The sequence below is a fragment of the Pseudomonas sp. BS3767 genome (assembly GCF_900099665.1).
Classification (GTDB): Bacteria; Pseudomonadota; Gammaproteobacteria; order Pseudomonadales; family Pseudomonadaceae; genus Aquipseudomonas; species Aquipseudomonas cerasi.
Genome location: NZ_FNCX01000006.1, coordinates 1 through 22190 on the forward strand (window position 1 = coordinate 1; position 22190 = coordinate 22190).

General features: G+C 60.2%; 18 protein-coding genes. 14 read left to right on the forward strand and 4 right to left on the reverse strand.

The genetic code is table 11. The features are described 5' to 3' along the window. The 3 genes from BLR16_RS17660 to BLR16_RS17675 all read right to left on the reverse strand — a co-directional run. A partial coding sequence (locus BLR16_RS17660; RefSeq protein WP_143012387.1) for a pyridoxal-phosphate dependent enzyme occupies nucleotides 1-656 on the reverse strand: 656 nt, incomplete at its 3' end. A gap of 558 nt (nucleotides 657-1214) precedes the next feature. After that, entirely contained in the window at nucleotides 1215-2255 is a 1041-nt protein-coding gene (locus BLR16_RS17670; protein ID WP_004414173.1) for an AraC family transcriptional regulator, read from the reverse strand. A gap of 2 nt (nucleotides 2256-2257) precedes the next feature. Continuing rightward, nucleotides 2258-3391 carry a carbon-nitrogen hydrolase family protein gene (locus BLR16_RS17675; protein WP_074807877.1) on the reverse strand — a complete coding sequence of 378 codons (1134 nt, stop codon included), beginning with the start codon at nucleotides 3389-3391 and terminating at the stop codon, nucleotides 2258-2260. Nucleotides 3392-3598: 207 nt separating this feature from the next. Between BLR16_RS17675 and BLR16_RS17680 the strand changes: the two genes are divergently transcribed. The 5 genes from BLR16_RS17680 to BLR16_RS17700 all read left to right on the forward strand — a co-directional run bounded on the left by BLR16_RS17680 (nucleotide 3599) and on the right by BLR16_RS17700 (nucleotide 11184). After that, complete coding sequence (locus tag BLR16_RS17680) at nucleotides 3599-5638, forward strand: NADPH-dependent 2,4-dienoyl-CoA reductase (RefSeq protein WP_060708819.1); 2040 nt, start codon at nucleotides 3599-3601, stop codon at nucleotides 5636-5638. Nucleotides 5639-5722: 84 nt separating this feature from the next. After that, a complete protein-coding gene (locus BLR16_RS17685) occupies nucleotides 5723-6667 on the forward strand; it encodes a 1-aminocyclopropane-1-carboxylate deaminase/D-cysteine desulfhydrase (RefSeq protein ID WP_004414168.1) in 945 nt (314 codons plus the stop codon). A 148-nt stretch (nucleotides 6668-6815) separates the two neighbouring features. After that, a complete protein-coding gene (locus BLR16_RS17690) occupies nucleotides 6816-8153 on the forward strand; it encodes an MFS transporter (protein WP_058396659.1) in 1338 nt (445 codons plus the stop codon). A 542-nt stretch (nucleotides 8154-8695) separates the two neighbouring features. Then, nucleotides 8696-9904, forward strand: a complete 1209-nt coding sequence (locus tag BLR16_RS17695; RefSeq protein WP_054081184.1) for an MFS transporter — start codon at nucleotides 8696-8698, stop codon at nucleotides 9902-9904. Further along, a complete protein-coding gene (locus BLR16_RS17700) occupies nucleotides 9904-11184 on the forward strand; it encodes an arsenic transporter (RefSeq protein WP_074807880.1) in 1281 nt (426 codons plus the stop codon). Before BLR16_RS17695 ends, BLR16_RS17700 begins: the two co-directional genes overlap by 1 nt. Before the next feature lie 161 nt (nucleotides 11185-11345). Here the strand turns inward: BLR16_RS17700 and BLR16_RS17705 are convergent, their stop codons facing one another. Continuing rightward, on the reverse strand, nucleotides 11346-12290 hold the full coding sequence (locus BLR16_RS17705) for a DUF1853 family protein (RefSeq protein ID WP_058415958.1): 945 nt from the start codon (nucleotides 12288-12290) through the stop codon (nucleotides 11346-11348). A gap of 371 nt (nucleotides 12291-12661) precedes the next feature. On the opposite strand from BLR16_RS17705, the gene BLR16_RS17710 reads away from it, so the two are divergent. The 9 genes from BLR16_RS17710 to BLR16_RS17750 all read left to right on the forward strand — a co-directional run bounded on the left by BLR16_RS17710 (nucleotide 12662) and on the right by BLR16_RS17750 (nucleotide 22181). Continuing rightward, complete coding sequence (locus tag BLR16_RS17710; RefSeq protein WP_058396657.1) at nucleotides 12662-13729, forward strand: GGDEF domain-containing protein; 1068 nt, start codon at nucleotides 12662-12664, stop codon at nucleotides 13727-13729. A gap of 141 nt (nucleotides 13730-13870) precedes the next feature. Beyond that, a complete protein-coding gene (locus tag BLR16_RS17715) occupies nucleotides 13871-14761 on the forward strand; it encodes an NAD(+) kinase (protein WP_003409651.1) in 891 nt (296 codons plus the stop codon). Continuing rightward, nucleotides 14761-15726, forward strand: coding sequence for a metallophosphoesterase (locus BLR16_RS17720; RefSeq protein ID WP_003409653.1), 966 nt, complete (start codon nucleotides 14761-14763; stop codon nucleotides 15724-15726). The genes BLR16_RS17715 and BLR16_RS17720 overlap by 1 nt, the downstream gene beginning before the upstream one ends. Nucleotides 15727-15728: 2 nt before the next feature. Continuing rightward, complete coding sequence (locus BLR16_RS17725) at nucleotides 15729-16601, forward strand: rhomboid family intramembrane serine protease (protein ID WP_058396656.1); 873 nt, start codon at nucleotides 15729-15731, stop codon at nucleotides 16599-16601. A gap of 28 nt (nucleotides 16602-16629) precedes the next feature. Continuing rightward, the gene (locus tag BLR16_RS17730) at nucleotides 16630-16890 is read left to right on the forward strand and encodes a YeaC family protein (RefSeq protein ID WP_003368468.1); all 261 of its coding nucleotides are present in this window, start codon (nucleotides 16630-16632) and stop codon (nucleotides 16888-16890) included. Next, nucleotides 16887-17717, forward strand: a complete 831-nt coding sequence (locus tag BLR16_RS17735) for a DUF2797 domain-containing protein (RefSeq protein WP_161437872.1) — start codon at nucleotides 16887-16889, stop codon at nucleotides 17715-17717. Before BLR16_RS17730 ends, BLR16_RS17735 begins: the two co-directional genes overlap by 4 nt. A 15-nt stretch (nucleotides 17718-17732) precedes the next feature. After that, nucleotides 17733-20399 carry an aminopeptidase N gene (pepN, locus tag BLR16_RS17740; RefSeq protein WP_054081182.1) on the forward strand — a complete coding sequence of 889 codons (2667 nt, stop codon included), beginning with the start codon at nucleotides 17733-17735 and terminating at the stop codon, nucleotides 20397-20399. Nucleotides 20400-20793: 394 nt separating this feature from the next. Beyond that, a complete protein-coding gene (locus tag BLR16_RS17745; protein WP_003368473.1) occupies nucleotides 20794-21447 on the forward strand; it encodes a YjfI family protein in 654 nt (217 codons plus the stop codon). A 26-nt stretch (nucleotides 21448-21473) separates the two neighbouring features. Beyond that, nucleotides 21474-22181, forward strand: a complete 708-nt coding sequence (locus BLR16_RS17750; RefSeq protein WP_054081181.1) for a PspA/IM30 family protein — start codon at nucleotides 21474-21476, stop codon at nucleotides 22179-22181. The last annotated feature ends 9 nt before the right edge of the window (nucleotides 22182-22190 follow it).

Below are 22190 nucleotides of genomic sequence, written 5' to 3' on the forward strand. Positions count from 1 at the left end.
GCTTGCAGGCAGTTGGAGTCGTCCGGCTCGACGCCGATCACCCTGATCTCCGGGCGCAGGTATTTCACATACGCCGCGATACCGGCAATCAGACCACCGCCCCCGACCGGAACAAAGATCGCATCCAGCTGGCCCGGTTGCTGACGAAGAATTTCCATCGCCACAGTGCCTTGCCCGGCGATGGTGTCGGGGTCGTCATACGGATGGATGTAGACGAAGCCCTGCTCATCGACCAGCTTCAGCGAGTAGGCCAGCGCTTCCGGGAAGGAATCGCCGTGCAGCACCACGGTGGCACCCCGCGAGCGCACACCTTTGACCTTGATCTCCGGCGTGGTGCGCGGCATGACGATGGTCGCCTTGATCCCCAACTCGCGTGCCGCCAGCGCCAGGCCCTGGGCATGATTGCCCGCCGATGCCGTCACCACGCCCCGTGCAGTCTGCTCTGCGGGCAATTGCGCGAGCTTATTGTACGCGCCGCGAATCTTGAACGAGAACACCGGCTGCAGGTCTTCGCGCTTGAGCAGCACCTGATTGCCCAGCCGTTCGGACAGCTGGCGAGCGCCTTGCAGCGGCGTTTCGATGGCAACGTCGTAGACGCGGGAGGTGAGGATTTTGCGCGCGTAATAGTTGAGCAGATCGTGCGGGCCCTGGCTCATCGCATCGCCTCTTCATACGTGGTGCCTGGATACTCGGCGAACGCGCGCGGCAGATCGATAATCAGGTCCAGAGTGGCGAGAAGGGCAATAGAGCGAGGGATGGCGATCATGTCTGACTCCTGATTCGGCAATGGTTGCCCGGGAGACAGAAGAAACCCGCCTCCAGGGCGGGTTTTTTGCAAACGTCGGCTAACCCGCCATGACTGGAATGACGGTAATAATAATCTGGCCGAGGTTGTGCTTGATGAGGTTCATGAGCAGGAGGTTAGGTCGACACTGGCATGCAAGTCAATAGCGCCCGTCCGCTAGAGAGTTGAGGGGAGTGCTGAATCGGCCGCGGTCTTTTTCGTCTGTTTGACAGGAATCAACATTTTTATTTCACATTGGCACTTTAATGTTGATCTTGCGGTCAGTTATTTCAGCTTTGATTATCACCCCCACTCACTCAGCCAAGAGGGCGAAGAAATGGACGAATACCAGGAAGAACTACTTGAATACCGTGCATCGGAACTGGACCCGGTAGAGCCTGCCGACGACGCTACCGAACTGTGAACGGCTTCATGCGCTTTGACGCTGGCTGCGGCGGAACTCTCCCGGAGTCTGCCCGTTCCAGCGTTTGAAGGCGCGTTGAAAGGCTTCGGCAGAAGCGAATCCCAGCAGGTAGGCGATCTCCCCGAACGCCAGTTCAGTGTCGCGAATATAAGTCATCGCCAGATCGCGCCGCGTGTCATTGAGCACTGCGCGAAAGCATGTACCTTCCTCGGTCAGCTTGCGGCGCAGCGTCCAGGTGGGCAGTTTGAGTCTTGCCGCCACTTCCTCCAGATCCGGTTCACTTCCGCCGTTCAATAGCGGCCCCAGCAATTGAATGATGCGTTCACGCAGGCTGCGGGTGCGGGTCTGTTGTTCCAGTTCGCTTTCGCACAGCTGCAACAGGTGCCGCCAGGTACTTGGGCAATGGTCCGGGTTGCGTAATGCCAGGCTGGTCTGATCCAGACGCAGTTGATTGGTCGCCGCGCCAAACACCATCGGGTTATCACTCAAAGCGGCGTACTGCGCGGCATAGTCAGGCGCTTCGAATTCGATCTCGATGCGTTGTGCGCGCAGTTCTGTACCTGCCAGCGTCGAAAGCTGAGCCAGCCAGCCACCTAGAATCGAGTCCACCACAAACCTGTTGTAAGCGTTATAGGGGCTGATCGAATAGAAGCGCATCCAGGCGCCGCCGGCATCCTCGTGGAAACTCGACTGGCCGCGATAATTGGAACCGTACAAGGGCTCAAAGCGAATCAGCGTGCGCGCCGCCTCGCGCACGTTGGGTGCCTGGGCCGCAGTGATACCGGCCAGACCTGCCTGTGCAAAACGACTGAGCTGGCCCATGCGCAACCCCAGCCCGGGCTGGCCGGTCAGTTGGATGGCGGCATGCCCCAGGCGCATGTAGCGCGGGATCGATAGCCGCGCTCGCGCCTGGCTCAGGCGAATCGGGTCAAGACCGTACTGCTCCAGCAGCGCGTCAGGGTTCCTGTCGAAACTGTTGACCGCATCAGTCAGGCTCTGGATGAAACCCACCGACAGATCACCGAGGCGCAGCGTCAGGGTCGGCATCGTCAAAGCCAGAGGTTGATCAGGCGCGCGCCGCCAGTGGCAGCATTTTCCTGCTGCGGCTCGGCGATCGTTTGCCCTGCGTGGCTGGCAAAACTTTGCCCGGCCACGCCCTGATTCCAGAACTGTCCGCGCATGAATACACTGATTCCGGCCTGCGCAGTGCTTTGCGGAGCACGGCCGGTCAATGTCAGGTGATGCCAGGCTTCGCCCTCACTAGGCGTTTCGTTCGGCACGTCGATGTCTGAGTGCCGAGGCTTGCGCCACGGTTGGGACCAGGCGGCCTTGCCGATCACAAAGGCCGGCACCGCAATCAGTTGTGCACCGCTCTGGTTCAGGCGCGCGTAATTCTCCGGGTACCAGCTGTCGCTACCGATCAGCACCCCCAGACGCCCGGCCGGGGTGTCGACCACATACAACGGTGCGTCGCTTGCCGTGTGCACATAACGCCTCTGATAGCGCTCGGCGTACAACTGACGCTGCGGCTGACCGAGCGGCAGGCCATCGCTGCCAAATGTCAGGCTGCTGTTATACAGGGCGCCGCTGCCGACTTTCAGCTGACCGCCTTCGACACTGGGATCGGGCAGCACAATTGAACCGGCTACCAGTGTGACGCCGAACTCTCTGGCCAGCCCGCCAAACAGTGTCTGATAGTCCCGCGCCATCGATCGGGCCTTGATCCGCAGGTGGGCGTCATCCAGACGGTCCCGGCCTTCGGCCCGCAGCACCGCTTTGATGAATTGCAGCGGGTTGCTCCACGACAGCCAGTCCATGGCCTCATCCAGCGTGGCAGCTTGATAGAGCTGATCCTTCTCGCCACTGGCGAACAGCCAGGTGCCGATATGTTCCGGCAGTACCACCACCGTTCGTGGGTTGATCAGGCCATTTTCACGGGCCTGTTGCAGATAAGCGGCGAGCTTGCGGTGCAGTCGCTCAATGTTCTGGTAATCAGTCGGAAACAGCTCGGGCTCGATCCCCAGCAGATTGCCGCGTTCTCCGGGCTGGCCTTCATTGATGGCCAGACGAATGCGCAGATCGGACAGGTAGTGACCCGCCGGGCGTTGTCCGGTCCAGATTGCGTAGCTGACAAGGCTGGCAATACTCAGCAGGACCAGGCAGATGGCGAAGAATTTGCGCATAAAAAGATCGAATGACGGCCATCGGGAAATTGTCGACTAGGGTAGGGCGGCGTCGGGCGCTTGCCAAGTGCCACTGCGCGTTTGGATCAATAACTTGTCACTTTCGGTCATTGAGTGTGTGGCGGGATGCGTCTTTACTGTTGCCCATGAACCAGAGGACCCGCAGAGGTCCTTGCTATTCCGTGATTGACTCGATGGAGCTTCGCCATGACTGCTGCTCATTATCCGCACCTGCTGGCCCCCCTGGACCTGGGCTTCACGACCTTGCGCAACCGCACCCTGATGGGCTCGATGCACACCGGTCTTGAAGAGCGGCCGGGCGGCTTCGAGCGCATGGCGACCTACTTTGCCGAGCGTGCCCGCGGCGGGGTCGGGCTGATGGTCACCGGTGGCATCGCGCCCAATGAAGAGGGTGGTGTCTATGACGGCGCGGCGAAGCTAACCAACGCTGAAGAAGCGGAGCACCATCGCATCGTGACGCGTGCGGTGCACGAGGCTGGCGGCAAGATCTGCCTGCAGATTCTCCATGCCGGTCGTTACGCCTACAGCCGCAAGCAGGTCGCGCCGAGCGCCATTCAGGCGCCGATCAACCCGTTCACGCCGCGAGAGCTGGACGAAGAGGGCATCGAAAAGCAGATCGCCGATTTCGTGACCTGTTCGACGCTGGCGCGCAGTGCCGGTTATGACGGTGTCGAAATCATGGGTTCGGAAGGCTACTTCATCAATCAGTTCCTGGCCGCGCATACCAATCACCGCACCGACCGTTGGGGCGGCAGTTATGAAAACCGTATGCGTCTGGCGGTCGAGATTGTCAGGCGCGTACGTGAGGCGGTCGGGGCACACTTCATCATCATCTTTCGCCTGTCGATGCTCGATCTTGTGGAAGGCGGCAGCAGTTGGGAAGAAATCGTCGAGCTGGCCAAGGCGGTCGAGCAGGCCGGAGCGACCCTGATCAACACCGGTATCGGCTGGCATGAAGCGCGCATTCCGACCATCGCCACCAAGGTGCCGCGCGCCGCGTTCAGCAAGGTCACTGCCAAGCTGCGAGGCTCGGTGAACATCCCGCTGATTACCACCAACCGGATCAATACCCCGGAAGTTGCCGAGCGCATTCTCAGCGAAGGTGATGCGGACATGGTCTCAATGGCTCGTCCGTTTCTGGCCGATCCCGAGTTCGTCAACAAGGCCGCTGCGGGCCATGCCGAACGCATCAACACCTGCATCGGCTGCAATCAGGCGTGCCTCGACCACACCTTCGGCGGCAAGCTGACCAGCTGTCTGGTCAATCCGCGTGCCTGCCACGAGACCGAGCTCAATTACCTGCCCACCCTGCAGGTCAGGAAAATTGCCGTAGTGGGCGCCGGGCCTGCCGGTCTGGCCGCCGCAACGGTTGCCGCACAGCGCGGGCATGAGGTGACGCTGTTCGATTCGGCCAGCGAAATCGGCGGCCAGTTCAATATCGCCAAGCGCGTGCCAGGCAAGGAGGAATTCGCCGAAACCCTGCGTTACTTCCGCAACAAAGTGCAGGAGACGGGTGTTCAGTTGCGCCTCGGCAATCGGGTAAAGGCCGCAGACTTGCTGGGCGCAGGTTTTGACGAGGTGATTCTGGCGACCGGCATCGCGCCGCGCACACCGGCCATCCCCGGTATCGATAACCCCATGGTGTTGAGCTATCTGGACGTCATATTGCAGCGCAAGCCGGTCGGGCGCCGCGTGGCAGTGATAGGTGCGGGTGGCATCGGTTTCGATGTGTCGGAATTTCTCGTGCATCAAGGCGTGGCCACCAGTCTGGATCGCGAGGCTTTCTGGAAAGAGTGGGGCATCGACACGACCTTGCAGGCCCGCGGCGGTGTCGCCGGAGTCAAGCCCGAAGTCCACGCGCCGGCACGTCAGGTGTTTCTCTTGCAGCGCAAGAGTTCCAAGGTCGGCGACGGCCTGGGCAAGACCACCGGCTGGATTCACCGCACGGGGCTCAAGAACAAACAGGTGCAGATGCTCAATGCCGTGCAGTACCTGAAAATCGACGATGCAGGGCTGCATATTCGCATTGGCGAAGACGGCGAGGAAAAGCTGCTGGCGGTGGATAACGTGGTGATCTGTGCCGGGCAGGACCCGTTGCGTGAACTGTATGACGAACTGCTCAACGGCGGGCAAAGCGTGCACCTGATTGGCGGCGCGGACGTTGCCGCAGAGCTGGACGCCAAACGGGCCATCGACCAGGGCTCACGTCTGGCCGCCACCCTGTGACAGACAATGCCTGATTCAGGGCTTCGCGCCGCAGCCTGCTGATCGACGAAGACCCTGAAACGGCTTGTCTGTAGACTGCGGCGCATGATGCTTGACGCCCTCGGCTGGCAACCCACTGCCCCCTTGGAACGCTTGAACCTGCCCTGGCTGCAAGACGCCGGGGTCGAGGTTGCGATTCTGCGCCTGGACCTTATCGATGCGCTGATCAGCGGCAACAAGTGGTTCAAGCTCAGCGAGCACCTGAGCCTGGCAGTGGACTCGGGTGCCGAGGGGCTGATCAGCCTCGGCGGAGCGCACTCCAATCATCTGCATGCCCTGGCCGCGGCAGGCAAGCGCTTCGGTTTCCCGACGGTCGGCCTGCTACGTGGTCATGCCCAGCAGACGCCGACGGTGCTCGATCTGCAGGCTTTCAATATGCAACTGCACTGGCTGGGTTACGCCGGCTATCGTGAGCGGCATGCTGCTGGCTTCTGGTCGACCTGGCAGTCCCGCTATCCCGGTCTTTATCCGATTGCCGAAGGCGGTGGCGGGCTTGCTGGTGCTCTGGGTTGCGGTCGATTGCGGGCAATGCTCGAAGAGCAACTCGGGCATCTGTGTTGGGGCGATTACCACGGATGGTGGCTGGCGGCAGGCACCGGTACCACGCTGGCCGGCTTGCTGTTGGCAGAGGCGGGCGTTCGTCCGGTGTATGGGGCGATGGCTGTGCCCGAGGATCACGGGGTCGCGCAAAACATTATCGCGGTGCTGAGTGAGGCGGCTGGTGCGCAGGCCGACGCCAGTACGTGCCTGCCTCCCAACTGTGTTCTGCTTGATGCCAGCCGCGGCGGTTTTGCCAGAACCGACGCGGCGCTGCTCGATTTCATTGCCGCCTGCGAGGCTCAGAGCGGCATACCCCTGGAACCACTGTACACCGGCAAGGCGTTGCTGGCCCTGCATGATGAGGTGCTGGCCGGTCGTTTCGCGCCCGGCACCCGCCTGGTCTTCGTCCACACCGGCGGCCTTCAGGGGCGGCGCGCGATGGGCCTGTAAACCACGTGGCAGAGCCTTTGGCACGAATTCTGCGCAGTTCGATGGCGAGACGTCGGCCCTGACTACGTGGATGACACTTCTGGAGAGGGGCATCCGGGTCGCTGTCTCGATAATCGATCCATTCCAGATCAAGACGTCGAGGCCAGTCATGACAACTCCTACCGTAGAGCAAGTCGATCCTGCCACGCTGAAAAAAGTCATCGTCGCTGCGGCCATCGGCAACTTTGTCGAGTGGTTCGATTTTGCTGTGTATGGCTTTCTGGCAACGACGATCGCGCTGCAGTTCTTCCCCAGCGGCGACAGCAGTGCGGCGTTGCTGAAAACCTTTGCCGTGTTCGCCGTGGCCTTCGCCTTCCGACCGCTGGGCGGGATTTTCTTCGGCATGCTGGGTGACCGGATCGGGCGCAAGAAAACCCTGGCGATGACCATCCTGCTGATGGCCGGTGCTACCACACTGATCGGCCTGTTACCGACCTATGCTGCGATCGGTGTGATGGCGCCGGTGCTGCTGACCATCATTCGCTGCGCGCAGGGTTTTTCGGCCGGCGGGGAGTATGCCGGCGCCTGTGCTTACCTCATGGAGCACGCCCCGCGCACGCAACGTGCCTGGTACGGCAGTTTCGTTCCGGTCTCGACGTTCTCCGCATTCGCTGCTGCGGCAGTGGTGGCCTACGCGCTGGAGTCATTTCTGTCGACCGAGGCGATGGGTAACTGGGGTTGGCGTCTGCCGTTTCTGATTGCTGCACCGCTGGGGCTGGTCGGGCTGTACCTGCGCTGGAAGCTCGATGAAACCCCGGCGTTTCAGGCGGTCGCTCAAGAACACGCTGTTGCCCATTCGCCACTCAAGGACACCTTGCGCCATCACGCGGCGGCGATGTGCTGTCTGGGCGCATTCGTGTCGTTGACGGCGTTGTCGTTCTACATGTTCACCACCTATTTCGCGACCTACCTGCAAGTGGCCGGTGGGTTGAGCAGGGCAACGGCGCTGCTGGTCTCGTTGATCGCTCTGGCCTTCGCCGCCGCCCTCTGCCCATTGGCCGGTGCCTATTCGGATCGGGTAGGGCGCCGGGTCACGATGGCAACGGCCTGCATTCTGTTGATGATCGTGGTGTTTCCATCATTCCTGATGGCCAGCTCCGGCTCGTTCATCGCCTCGATCATCGGCGTCATGCTGCTCGCCGTGGGCGCAGTGCTGTGCGGCGTGGTAACGGCCGCACTGCTGTCGGAAACCTTTCCCACCCGTACCCGCTACACCGCCTCGGCGATCACCTACAACATGGCCTACACCCTGTTCGGCGGCACCGCGCCGCTGATGGCCACCTGGCTGATCAGCATGACCGGCAGCAACCTGTCGCCCGCGTTCTACCTCATCGTAGTTGCAGCGCTGGCAATGGCCGGCGGCATGGCCCTGCCGGAAACCTCGAAAATCTCGTTGCATGATGTGCCTGTTGCAGGTGAGGAGCCGGTGGTGGGGTCAATTGCCTGAGTGCGGGAGTGGTGCGTTAAAACCCGCAGCCTCTGCTGCAAGCGCTTTTCAACAGCGAAGGAACCCGACGAAGTCGGGCCGGAAACGGAGCTGGGACTTTGCTTGCTTTGGTCCCTCAAAGTAAGGCGCCGTAAGGGCGCAAAGGTGACCTGAGCCAAACACCAATCCTCCTGACATCACAGAACCGCCGTGTGACGCAGAGCGTCACGAACTGCATTACCACGCGGAGCGTGGGAACGAGAATCCGAGTCGAACTTCAATCCGCCTGATGTCACAGAGCCGCTGTGTGACGCGGAGCGTCACGAACTGCATTACCACGCGGCGCGTGGGAACGAGAATCCGAGTCGAACTTCAATCCGTCTGATGTCACAGAGCCGCTGTGTGACGCAGAGCGTCACGAAAGGTATTTCCGTCAGCAAAAACGCAACAAAACGTGGCACAGTCGCCCCGAAAAATGGCACATTGGCGCGCCCCGATACGCGTGACACATCTTGTAATCATCCGTACCGGGCGACCCGCGAACCCTTTTACGGATAAATACCATGGCGACCAGTGCTCCGCCCGCGACGGCGAAGGCCTCGACCACCTCCCAAGCCAGCCCGCTGGTGATGCGCATCATCGGTGCCGTCGCCCTCGCGCACCTGGTCAATGACCTGATTCAAGCCATCCTTCCGTCGATCTACCCCATGCTCAAGGCCAGCTACGACCTGAGCTTCACCCAGATCGGCCTGATTACCCTGACCTTTCAGATCACCGCCTCGCTGCTGCAGCCCTGGGTCGGTTATTACACTGACCGCCATCCCAACCCGCTGGTACTGCCCGTCGGATCGATCTGCACGCTGATCGGCATCGTGATGATGTCGGTGGTCGGCAGCTTCCCCTTGATCCTGCTGGCCGCTGCATTGATCGGCATCGGCTCTTCGACGTTCCATCCGGAAGCCTCGCGTATCGCGCGACTGGCCTCCGGTGGTCGCTACGGGCTTGCGCAATCGACCTTTCAGGTCGGTGGCAACACGGGCACGGCGTTCGGACCATTGTTGGCAGCGGCGATCATCATCCCGTTCGGCCAGGGCAATGTCGCCTGGATCGGGCTGTTTGCGTTGTTCTCGCTGGGGCTGCTGTACGCAATCAGCCGCTGGTATCGCGCGCACCTCAATCTGTTCAAGCTCAAGGCCGGTCAGGCCGCGACTCATGGTCTGTCCAGAAAGCGTGTGATTGCCTCCTTGGCAGTGCTGGCGTTTCTGGTGTTTTCCAAGTTCTTCTACATGACCAGCCTGACCAGCTATTTCACCTTCTACCTGATCGAGAAATTTGACCTGTCGGTCGCCAGCTCGCAGTTGCACCTGTTCCTGTTTCTGGGCGCCGTGGCGGCAGGGACCTTTTTCGGTGGGCCGATCGGTGACCGCATTGGCCGCAAGGCGGTGATCTGGTTCTCGATTCTTGGCGCTGCGCCGTTCACCCTGGCGCTGCCCTACGCCGATCTGTTCTGGACCAGCGTACTCAGTGTGATCATTGGCTTTGTACTGGCCTCGGCGTTTTCCGCCATCGTGGTCTACGCCCAGGAGCTGGTGCCTGGCAACGTGGGCATGATTGCCGGGCTGTTCTTCGGCCTGATGTTCGGCTTCGGCGGCATCGGTGCTGCCTTGCTTGGCTATCTGGCCGACAGCCACGGCATCCTGTTCGTCTACACGCTGTGCTCCTACCTGCCGCTGCTCGGCATCCTCGCGATTCTTCTGCCTCGGACCAAATAATGCTGATAGCAACGCTGATTTTCCTGTTCACCATCACGCTGGTCATCTGGCAACCCAAGGGCCTGGGCGTAGGCTGGAGTGCCGTACTGGGGGCAATCCTGGCGTTGCTGACAGGCGTCGTGCATTTCAGTGACATCGCTGTGGTGTGGGGCATCATCTGGAATGCCACGGCGACCTTCATTTCGCTGATCATCATCACGCTGCTGCTCGATGAAGCCGGTTTCTTTGCCTGGGCAGCGCTGCATGTGGCGCGCTGGGGCAAGGGTAACGGACGCCGTCTGTTTGCCCTGTTCGTGCTGTTCGGCGCGCTGGTGTCGGCCTTGTTCGCCAACGATGGTGCCGTGCTGATCCTCACCCCGATCGTCATTGCCATGATGCTGGCGTTGCGCTTTTCGCCTGCCTCGACGCTGGCGTTCGTCATGGCGGCCGGTTTCATCGCCGATACGGCCAGCCTGCCGCTGGTGGTCTCGAACCTGGTGAACATTGTGTCGGCGGATTACTTCAAGATCGGTTTCAACCGTTACGCAGCGGTCATGGTGCCGGTGAATCTGGCCAGTGTCGCCGCCACCCTGGCCGTGCTGATGTGGTACTTCCGTCGGGACATTCCCGCCGAGTTCGAGCCCGAGCATCTGGACAAGCCGGAAACGGCTATCCACGACCGCGCCACGTTTCTGGCCGGTTGGGCGGTGTTGCTGATTCTGCTGGTGGGCTGTTTCGCCCTTGAGCCGCTGGGCATCCCGATCAGTGCGATCTCGTCAGTGTGCGCAGTGTTGCTGCTGGGCATCGCCGCCAAAGGGCATACGATCAAGACGCGCAAGGTGATGAAAGAAGCACCGTGGCACATCGTGGTCTTTTCGCTGGGTATGTACCTGGTGGTCTATGGCCTGCGTAACGCCGGGCTGACCGATTACCTGGCCAATCTGCTGGACTGGTTCGCGGGCTATGGTATCTGGGGCGCGGCGATGGGCACCGGTGTGATGACCGCGTTCCTGTCTTCGATCATGAACAACATGCCCACGGTACTCATCGGGCTGCTGTCCATCGACGCAAGTCATGCCAGCGGCGCCATCCAGGAAGCGATGATCTACGCCAACGTGATCGGCAGCGACCTCGGCCCGAAAATCACCCCTATCGGCAGCCTGGCCACGCTGCTCTGGCTGCATGTCCTGGAGCGCAAGGACATCACTATCAGCTGGGGCTATTACTTCAAGGTCGGCATCGTCCTGACCTTGCCTGTGCTGCTGGTCACACTGGCTGCGCTGGCATTGCGGTTGAGTTGAGCGGATGACGGGTGTCGGTCCAAGCTGTGTAAAAACTACTGCGCTCGGCAATACTGCTTTAAAAACAGGCGAAAAATGCTCATTTGGAACACCTAGAGTCGGTCGCGACCCCGGCCGTTTTCGCCTGTTTTTGCCTTGTCTTGCCTTCGCTCGTGACGTTTTTACACAACCTGGGCCAGATTCGGCCACAGGTCCGACACCAGAAACAGCCGCTCGGCTTCCTCCCAATTGCCCTCTGCATTTTCCCTGAGGCGCACCAATAGCTGCGCCGGGGCCAGCGGGTCGAGCTCACTCAGCCAGTCGTGCAACTGCTGATCGCTCCACGCCTGGTTGTAGAGTGCCGGCGCCAGCCAGGCATGGCGCGGCAAGGGCTGCCAGCGTCCCGGCTGGCTTTGCGCAAGGAACGACTGCCAGTCACGCTGGTGCAGCCAGCGACCCTTGAGGTGCTGCGGATGAATGCCGGCAGGGGATTGGCATGAGCCTGGCCACGGGTACAACAGATAGCCGCCCAGCCACAACCGTGCATTGAACGCCTCGACCCCCAGCGCTGCCAGCGTCGCCCGGCTTTCCGGACGTGCGGACATTGGCAACTGATGCTGGCTCAGATGGGTCAGCTTGCGGTCCAGCCGGTCCTGACAGCCAGGCCCCAGCCAGTGCGCCGGATCGCGGCCATCGCCGTCCTGCGGCCCGAGGTAGAGCTTGATCGCCAGTTCGACGTGGTGCACGCCTTCACCATCCCGCAACAGCATGTCCAACTCGCCCAGCGTCTGATTGCCAAGCCTGATGGGCAGGTTGGCGGCGATTATTTCCACCCCCGGTGCATGCTGCACGGCGAATTGCCAGAGCCGTTCGTAATAGCGGCCCAGTCTTCGTGTGCTGGCTTGCGCCAGCCAGTCTTCCAGCGGACGGCTGTCGTGGTCCAGTTGCCAGAGAAAATCCGCCAGCTGCTGTGGGGCTTTCACCCAGTCGCTGCCCGCCAGTGGATGGCGTTGCGGCCAGGGTGCGGTTTCAAGCATGGGCGGGGCGAGGATCACCCAGGCAAGGTCGCGCACTTCGGAATGCCGCAATCGGCGGGGGAGATCGATCAGGCCGGGGAATAGAGTCATGCGCCGAGAATAGCGTGAGTCGCCACCGACAGACAGCGTGTTCGGCAAGCGGCCGGTGCGCACGGGTATTTTTTGCTTCGCAGACAACACATGACGTACGACGTGCGACGGGATGATCATCGAATAAAGAAAGGTTATCGAAAACTATCAGTGGCCTTCTCTTTGTGCAAACTGTCATTCATATCCAGTATATTGTTTGCGTCAAACAATTCAGGCACTGCTCAATGATGTTCATTGGCCGGTCTGTCTCAATTGTGGTCACCTGGTGGTGAACGTCATTCAATCAGTCGGTCGACTCGTGGGCTGCCTAATATAGGCAGTCTTCATGCGGCGGATATTCGACTCGGCAAATCGGATGCCTGGAGTTTTCTATGAACGGTGATATGCAGGCCCGGATAAAACAACTGCTCTCACCCGCCATTGCCCGTGTGCAATGTATTGCCATCGTTTGTTGGCTGGTTGTTCTGTCGGTCACGCCGTATCTGCAATTCGGTCTGCCGGAAATGCTGCTGACCCTTGGCCTGCTGGGGGCGTGCGCCTGGCAATACCGCGCGGTCGACTTCAGAGTCTGGCGATGTATGAGCATGACATTCGTGATCATTGTGGCACTGTGCTTTTCAAGGGCGGGCCATTTGCGCACCGGGATGGACATCAACTGGTCACTCTCGGTCGCCGTGATGATTATCCTGTGTTCGACATTGTTAGTGGTGTATACACGGGATTATCTTCTGGTCGCGGTACTCGCCTGGTGTATTCTCTCTCCCGCTCAAGGACTGGACACGGACAGTGTCGCGACTCTGTTCATGACACTGTTCTTTATCACGTCGGTCAGTCTGGGCAGTGTGATGAATCACACTTACACGCGCACACTTCGTACGGTATTGAGTCTGGAACATCAGTTTCGCGAACTGTCGCTGACCGATGACCTGACCGCCATATTGAATCGCCGGGCACTGATGCAGGCACTGGATAAACATGTGCTGAATAACTCCGCGGGTTATTTTCTGATGCTCGATATTGATGACTTCAAAACCATCAATGATCAATTTGGCCACGACGCCGGTGATCAGGCACTTCGCGTGATGGCTGGCTGCCTGCAAAAGACTGTGGGCAGTCTCGCCTTCGGACGCATGGGCGGAGAGGAGTTCGGCGTGATCCTGCCAATGTGCAGTGAAGATGAAGCTCGGGAATATGTGCTGAACCTGCTGGACTGCATCAGAAAATCACTCGCTGTCAGCCCGCTGACCTGCAGTGCCGGGCTGGCCGACATCCCAGCGGCAGTGGACAGCTCGGAAGTGCTCAAGACTGCCGACATCAATTTGTATCAGGCCAAGCGGGGCGGCAAGGACCGGGCATTCTGGCGAGGTGCGCAGATAGGCGGCCATCGAGCGGGCGGCGTCAGTGTGGAATGCGATAAAACCCGCGCTCTGACACGGTAGGCAGGCATCGGACTCTAGCGTGCTGCCCATACCCTGTTGCAAGGTCCGCGAAACCCTTTTTAAACCCCGGTTTGCTGCTGTCAGGCCCTTTCGCCCATAATCACGTTTTTAAAGTCGTATCGAACCCGCAGCAGGAGCCTCATGGAGCAATTTCGCAATATCGGCATCATCGGTCGCCTGGGCAGTGTTCAGGTGCTCGAGACCGTTCGCCGACTCAAGAGATTCCTGCTGGACCGCCACCTGCACGTCATTCTCGAAGAGACAATCGCCGAGGTCCTGCCCGGTCATGGCCTGCAGACCTCATCGCGCAAGATGCTCGGCGAGGTCTGCGACATGGTCATTGTGGTCGGCGGCGACGGCAGCCTGCTGGGCGCAGCGCGGGCGCTGGCCCGGCATAACGTTCCGGTGCTGGGCATCAACCGTGGCAGCCTGGGCTTTCTGACCGACATCCGTCCCGACGAGCTGGAGGTCAAATGTGCCGAAGTGCTCGACGGGCATTACCTGGTTGAAAACCGCTTTCTGCTCCAGGCCGAAGTGCGTCGCCACGGCGAGGCCATCGGTCAGGGCGATGCGCTCAACGACGTGGTGCTGCACCCCGGCAAGTCCACGCGCATGATCGAATTCGAGATCTACATCGACGGTCAGTTCGTGTGCAGTCAGAAGGCCGACGGCCTGATCGTCGCCACGCCGACCGGATCGACGGCCTACGCGCTGTCTGCGGGCGGGCCGATCATGCACCCCAAGCTCGACGCCATCGTCATCGTGCCGATGTACCCGCATACCCTGTCCGGGCGGCCCATCGTGGTCGACGGCAACAGCGAGCTGAAAATCGTGGTGTCCAAGGACATGACCATTTACCCACAAGTGTCGTGCGACGGTCAGAATCACTTCACCTGTGCACCGGGTGACACCATTACGGTCAGCAAGAAACCGCAGAAACTGCGTCTGATCCATCCGTTGGATCACAATTATTACGAGGTCTGCCGCACCAAGCTCGGCTGGGGCAGCAAGCTCGGCGGCGGGGGCGATTAATGCTCGATCCGGCGCGTGGCTATGATCTGATCGGTGACGTGCACGGGTGTGCCCATACCCTCGAGCACTTGCTGGAGCTTCTCGGTTACCGTCTGCAGGCTGGCGTTTGGCGCCATCCCGAGCGCATCGTCATCTTCCTCGGCGACATCATCGACCGCGGCCCGCGCATTCGCGAATCGCTGCACATTGTTCGCGACATGGTTCAGGCCGGTCAGGCGTTGTGCATCATGGGCAACCACGAGTTCAACGCGCTGGGCTGGGTGACGCCGGCCCTGTCCGAAAGCGGTCACCAGTTCGTGCGCGAGCACACCCCGCGTCATGCGCGGCTGATCGGCGAGACCCTGGCGCAGTTCGAGCAGTATCCGGATGAGTGGAGCGAGTTCGTCAATTGGTTCTACGAGTTACCGCTGTACCTCGATGCCGGTCGCTTCAGGGTCGTGCATGCCTGCTGGGATGCGACCCTGATCGATCCGCTGCGTGGCCTGCATGGTACGGGGTGTATCGACAAGCATTTCGTCCAGGCATCGGCAGTACCCGGCAGCTTCGCCAGTAATGTCTTCAATCGTCTGCTGCGTGGCACCGACATGCGTCTGCCGCACGGCCTGACCCTGACTGGCGGTGATGGACTGACCCGCGAATTCTTCCGCACCAAATTCTGGGAGGATGATCCGCAAACCTATGGCGACGTGGTCTTTCAGCCGGACGCCTTGCCCGAAGGGGTTGCCAAGACGCCGCTGTCCACATCGGAAAAAAACGCGTTGCTGCGGTATGGCATCAATGAGCCGCTGCTGTTTGTCGGTCATTACTGGCGCAGCGGCATCCCTGCGCCCATCCGGCCTAACCTGGCCTGTCTGGATTACAGCGCCGTGCTCTACGGCAAACTGGTCGCCTATCGGCTGGACCAGGAAACACAAATCGATCCGGACAAATTCGTCTGGGTAGATGTGCAGCGTCCCGAGGTTTGAGAATGAGTCCTGTAGCTGTCCTGCGCTTGCCGCTGAGCACCGACCTGAGCGGTTTTATCAGTTTGTTGCTGCGCTTGCAGATTCCTCACCGAGTCAGTGAAGAGGCTGGCGAGCAAGTCCTGTGGGTGCCGGACGCGCCGCGACTGGTCGAAGAAGTGCGCGAGTTGTACACGCGCTTCCCCGAAGGCGACGAGCACGTTCAACTGGCGCAAGACACCGTGAACTCCACCTACAAGCCGCCCGGCCTGATCGAGCAGTTACGCAGCAGTCCGGTGACGGCCCTGGTGTTGCTGGTCACCTTGCTGGTGGCCGGCTTGACGCTGCTGGGCGATAACCTTGAGGCCGTCCGCTGGCTGACCTTTCAGGATTTCCGCATCAATGGCGAGTACGCAACGTTTCTGCCATTGTCCGAAAGCCTCGCGTCCGGGCAGTGGTGGCGCATCATCTCGCCCATGCTGATCCACTTCGGCATCCTGCACCTGGCCATGAACGGCATGTGGTTCTGGGAGCTGGGGCGGCGGATTGAAATTCGTCAGGGCAGCCTGTCGTTGCTGTTGCTGACCTTGCTGTTCTCGTCGGTCTCAAATTACGTGCAGTACCTGTTCAGCGGCCCAAGCCTGTTTGGCGGACTGTCCGGCGTGCTGTATGGCCTGCTCGGGCATTGCTGGATTTTCCAGATGCTGGCGCCCAACCCGGTCTATCGCCTGCCGCGCGGGGTGTTGATCATGATGCTGGTCTGGCTGGCGCTGTGCCTGTCCGGGCTGGTGAGCATGCTCGGCTTCGGCGAGATCGCCAACGGTGCGCATGTCGGCGGGCTGATCATCGGTTGTGTCACCGGGCTGCTGGGTGGTGCGATTGCACGCCGCAAGGCCTAGAATTACCCGCTATTTTCTGGAGTGCGCCATGTCGTCTTTTATAGAAATGATCGAAAACATCACCCCGGATATCTACGAGAGCCTGAAACTGGCTGTGGAAATCGGCAAATGGTCCGACGGTCGCAAGCTCACTCAAGAGCAGCGTGAACTGTCCCTGCAGGCGCTGATCGCCTGGGAAGCGCAGAACCTGCCGGAAGACCAGCGTACGGGCTACATGGGGCCGCAGGAATGCGCCTCGAAATCGGCCCCGGTGCCCAATATCCTGTTCAAATCGGATGCTATTCATTGATCGAAATTGGTCGCGGAGCAGTCAACAAAATGTCGGCGCGTCAGGATGACACGTCGTGTGTGCAATACGCTTTTCGCCTGGGCGACACCGAGATAGCAGTCAACCCGCTGATCGGCAAGACGCTGCGTCTGGAGTTTCTCGGCGCCATTCATTGCAGTCATTGCGGGCGCAAGACCAAGTCCAGCTACAGCCAGGGTTACTGCTACCCGTGCATGCTCAAGCTGGCGCAGTGCGACCTGTGCATCATGAGCCCGGAAAAATGCCATCACGACCAGGGCACGTGCCGTGATCCGGCGTGGGGCGAGCAGTTCTGCATGACCGATCACATCGTTTACCTGGCCAATTCGTCAGGCGTGAAGGTCGGTATTACCCGCTCAACGCAGTTGCCGACCCGCTGGCTGGACCAGGGTGCAAGCCAGGCTCTGCCGATCCTGCGCGTAGCAACCCGCCAACAGTCCGGCTTCGTCGAAGACCTGCTGCGCAGCCAGGTGGCCGATCGTACCAACTGGCGTGCTTTGCTCAAGGGTGACGCCCAACCCGTCGACCTCAAGGCCATTCGCCAGGAGCTGTTCGACAGTTGCGGCGCAGGGCTGCTGGGATTGCAAGAACGATTCGGGCTGCAGGCCATCCAATTGCTACATGACGCCGAGCCTGTCGAGTTTCGTTACCCGGTCGAGGCGTATCCGACCAAGATTGTCAGCTTCAATCTGGACAAGAACCCGATTGCCGAAGGCACGCTGCTCGGGATCAAGGGCCAATACCTGATTTTCGACACCGGCGTGATCAATATTCGCAAGTACACGGCCTATCAGCTGGCCGTGCATTAGTAGAAGGATTCCAGCATGCGCACCGAGCAACCGAAAATGATCTACCTGAAGGATTACCAGGCTCCCGAGTACCTCATCGATGAGACGAACCTGACCTTCGAACTGTTCGACGACCACTCGCTGGTTCACGCGCAACTGGTTATGCGCCGCAACCCCGAGCGTGGCGCAGGCCTGCCGCCGCTGGTGCTGGATGGTCAGCATCTGGAACTGGTCTCGGTCAAACTGAGCGATGTCGAGCTGAGTGCTGCGGATTATCAGCTGACCGACGATCACCTGACCCTGCACCCACAGGCTGAAAGCTTTACGGTCGACAGCACCGTGCGCATCCATCCGGAATCCAACACCGCGCTGGAAGGGCTGTACAAGTCCAGCGGCATGTTCTGCACCCAGTGCGAGGCCGAAGGCTTCCGCAAGATCACCTATTACCTCGACCGTCCTGACGTGATGAGCAAGTTCACCACCACCGTCAGCGCCGACAAGCAGGGCTTCCCGATCCTGCTGTCCAACGGCAACCCGGTGGCCAGCGGCGAAGAAGAGGGTGGTCGGCACTGGGCGACCTGGGAAGACCCGTTCATGAAACCGGCCTACCTGTTCGCGCTGGTGGCCGGTGATCTGTGGTGTATCGAAGACACGTTCACCACCATGAATGAGCGGAATGTGACCCTGCGTATCTACGTCGAGCCGGAAAACATCGACAAGTGCCAGCACGCCATGACCAGCCTGAAGAAGTCCATGCGTTGGGACGAAGAGACCTACGGTCGCGAGTACGACCTGGACATCTTCATGATTGTCGCGGTCAACGACTTCAACATGGGCGCGATGGAGAACAAGGGCCTCAACATCTTCAACTCCAGTGCCGTGCTGGCGCGTGCCGAGACGGCGACCGATGCCGCACACCAGCGTGTCGAAGCGATTGTCGCCCACGAATACTTCCACAACTGGTCGGGCAATCGCGTGACCTGCCGTGACTGGTTCCAGCTGTCGCTCAAGGAAGGCTTCACGGTGTACCGCGACGCCGGTTTCTCGGCCGACATGAACTCGGCTACGGTCAAGCGTATCCAGGACGTTGCCTACCTGCGTACTCACCAGTTCGCCGAGGACGCAGGCCCGATGGCGCACGCCGTGCGTCCGGACAGCTTCATCGAAATCTCCAACTTCTACACCCTGACCGTGTACGAGAAGGGTTCGGAAGTGGTCGGCATGCTTCACACCCTGCTGGGTGCTGAAGGCTTCCGCAAGGGCAGCGATCTGTATTTCGAACGCCACGATGGCCAGGCCGTGACCTGTGACGACTTCATCAAGGCCATGGAAGACGCCAATGGCGTCGACCTGACCCAGTTCAAGCGCTGGTACAGCCAGGCGGGCACGCCGCGTCTGGCGGTCAGCGAGTCGTACGATGCTGCGGCCAAAACCTACAGCCTGACCTTCCGTCAGAGCTGCCCGACCACACCAGGCCAGCCTGGCGATCAGAAGCAACCTTTCGTGATCCCGGTTGAACTGGGGCTGCTAGACAGCAAGGGTGGCGAAATTGCCCTGCGTCTGGCGAACGAAACGGCGGCGACCGGCACCTCACGAGTGTTGTCGGTTACTGAAGCCGAGCAGACCTTCACCTTCGTCGACGTCGCGGAAAAGCCGCTGCCTTCGCTGCTGCGCGGCTTCTCAGCGCCGGTCAAGCTGAGCTTCCCGTATGACCGCGACCAACTGATGTTCCTGATGCAGCACGACAGCGATGGTTTCAATCGCTGGGATGCCGGTCAGCAGTTGTCGGTTCAGATATTGCAGGAACTGATCGGCCAGCATCAGCAAGGCCAAAAACTGGTCATGGATCAGCGTCTGATCACTGCACTGGGTACCGTGCTGGCGGATGATGACCTGGATCAGGCGATGGTCGCGGAAATGCTCTCGTTGCCGGGCGAAGCTTATCTGACCGAAATCAGTGAAGTGGCCGACGTTGATGCCATTCACGCTGCTCGCGAGTTTGCCCGTCAGCAACTGGCAGAGGGGCTGTTCGATGGGCTGCTGGCGCGCTATCAGGCCAACCGTGAAGTGTCGAAGGTCACGCCTTATGTGGCCGAAGCCGCGCACTTTGCCCGTCGTGCCCTGCAGAATATCGCGCTGTCGTACCTGATGCTGAGCGGCAAGCCGGAGGTGCTGGCAGCCACCATTGATCAGTTCGATACCAGCGACAACATGACCGAGCGCCTGACTGCGCTGGCCGTGCTGGTCAATTCACCGTTCACTGCCGAGCGCGACAAGGCGCTCGCGGTGTTTGCCGAGAACTTCAAGAGCAATGCTCTGGTCATGGATCAGTGGTTCAGCGTCCAGGCGGCGAGCACGCTGCCAGGCGGCCTGCAGCGTGTGCAGGAATTGATGAAACACCCGGCCTTCAGCATCAAGAACCCGAACAAGGTGCGTGCCCTGATCGGTGCCTTCGCCGGGCAGAACCTGGTCAACTTCCACGCGGCTGATGGCTCCGGCTACCGCTTCCTGGCGGACCTCGTGATCGAGCTGAACGCGCTGAACCCGCAGATCGCTTCTCGTCAATTGGCACCACTGACCCGCTGGCGCAAATACGACAGCGCCCGTCAGGCGCTGATGAAGGCCGAGCTGGAGCGCATCCTCGCCTCCGGCAAACTGTCGGCGGACGTGTATGAAGTGGTGAGCAAAAGCCTGGCTGAATAAGGGTTTGTGCTGTGCCTATTGCCTGAACTGCGTGGGTGATAAAGGCGCTGTCTGCTGATGCGGACAGCGCCTTTTTTGATTTGTGTGCCAATGCTCAAAGCGCTCATCGCAATGCGCCCATCTCGTGGGAGCGAGCTTGCTCGCGAAGGCGATGGTTGCAACGCCTCTGTCCGTGGATTGTACTGGCACCTTCGCGAGCAAGCCCGCTCCTGCAGAGACTGGCGTTTATCCAGTTACCAGCGTTTCAGCCATCCGGTTTTCAGAATTCATCTCGTGTTGTGTAACGACGATAAGAATTCACTCCTGAAAATCTCACATGTGATGCGTATCTATCTTCAGAAACATCTGATACGTTGCTTACCTGATTCACGGCCAGCAGCAAGGGGAAGCGCCAATGCCTCGTAAAACCCAGGGCGATAACGCAACGGTCCCGGCCAAGGTGTCCAAGAGCTCCACTGATTACATGCGTGAAATGCGCCTGCGGCTCAAGGAGGCGGGGCTGGTGAAGCGCGAATTCTGGATCCGGCCGGAAAATGTCGATGCCTTGCGGGGGATCGAAAAAGCTTTAAGACAGCCCTTTCTGGGCGACAGAATAAAACTGGAGGACTTCATGACCGAGAATACCCACTGGACCATCAGCTCTCTGCAGAAGGCACTCAGCGAACTGGAACTGGTGACGAACGGCAAGATCGAGCTCGATGTGACCGAGGGCGATGCTTCGGGAATCAGGCTGACCATGGCCGACTACGGCGACCTGCCGATCTACATCGCCGTGGAAGGCGAGCAGATTCTCGCCGATGCGACCTTGATCGAAGTGAACAAGATCAAGAACGTGCAAGCGTTCAACGACGTTGTCCTGCGCAGCCGCGACCTGTTTCCGCTGTCGTCGGTCGGCATCGAAAAGCTGGGCGGCGGTCAGGAAGTCTACTGCCTGTTCGGTGCACTGAGCGCGGCCTCTTCGCTCACTGTAATCGTGCAGGAAATCCTCACACTCGCGGACAACGTGATCCGTGCGGCCGATGCTTTTGAAGATCATTTCATCTACTGAACAGCGCTGTCAGGCGGAGAACATTCATGACTACAAGTATCTGGAAAAAACTGGTGACCGCTGTTCGTGGCGGCGCTTCCGAAGTGGGCGAGTCGATTGCCGACGCCAATGCCATCCGCATTCTGGACCAGGAAATCCGTGACGCCGAGAACGCGCTGGTCAAGGCCCGCGACGGGCTGATCACCATCAAGGCCAAGCACAAACTCTCGGCGCAGCGTCTTGAAGAACACGCCACCAGCATCGCCAACTGGGAAGGTCGCGCCCTGCAGGCCCTCGATAAGGGTGAAGAAGCGCTGGCTGTCGAATGTGCAAACAAGATTGCCGAAATCGAAGCCCTGCGTGATCAGGAGCAGGAGCTGGCCGATCAGTTCAGCAAGCAGGTCAACCTGCTGCAGGATCAGGTGATCAAGGCCGAGTCGCGAATCAAGAGCCTCAAGCAGCAGGTCGAGATGGCCAAGGCCCGTGAAACCGTGCAAAAGGCTCGCGTTGCAACGGCCACCGCAACCGGCGGTGCCAGCGGCGCCGTGGAAACCGCAGTGGGTTCGCTGGCACGTCTCAAGCAGCGTCAGGACGAACAGGATGCCAAGCTCGAAGCGGCTGAAGAACTGGCCAGCCAGTCCAGCGGCAGCGATCTGGAACGTCGTCTGCAGGATGCCGGGATCGGCGCCAAAAGCGGCGGTGCGCAGGATGTACTGGCGCGCCTGAAAGCCAAAAGTCAGACGCCGGCTCAGTAAGCGCTGCAA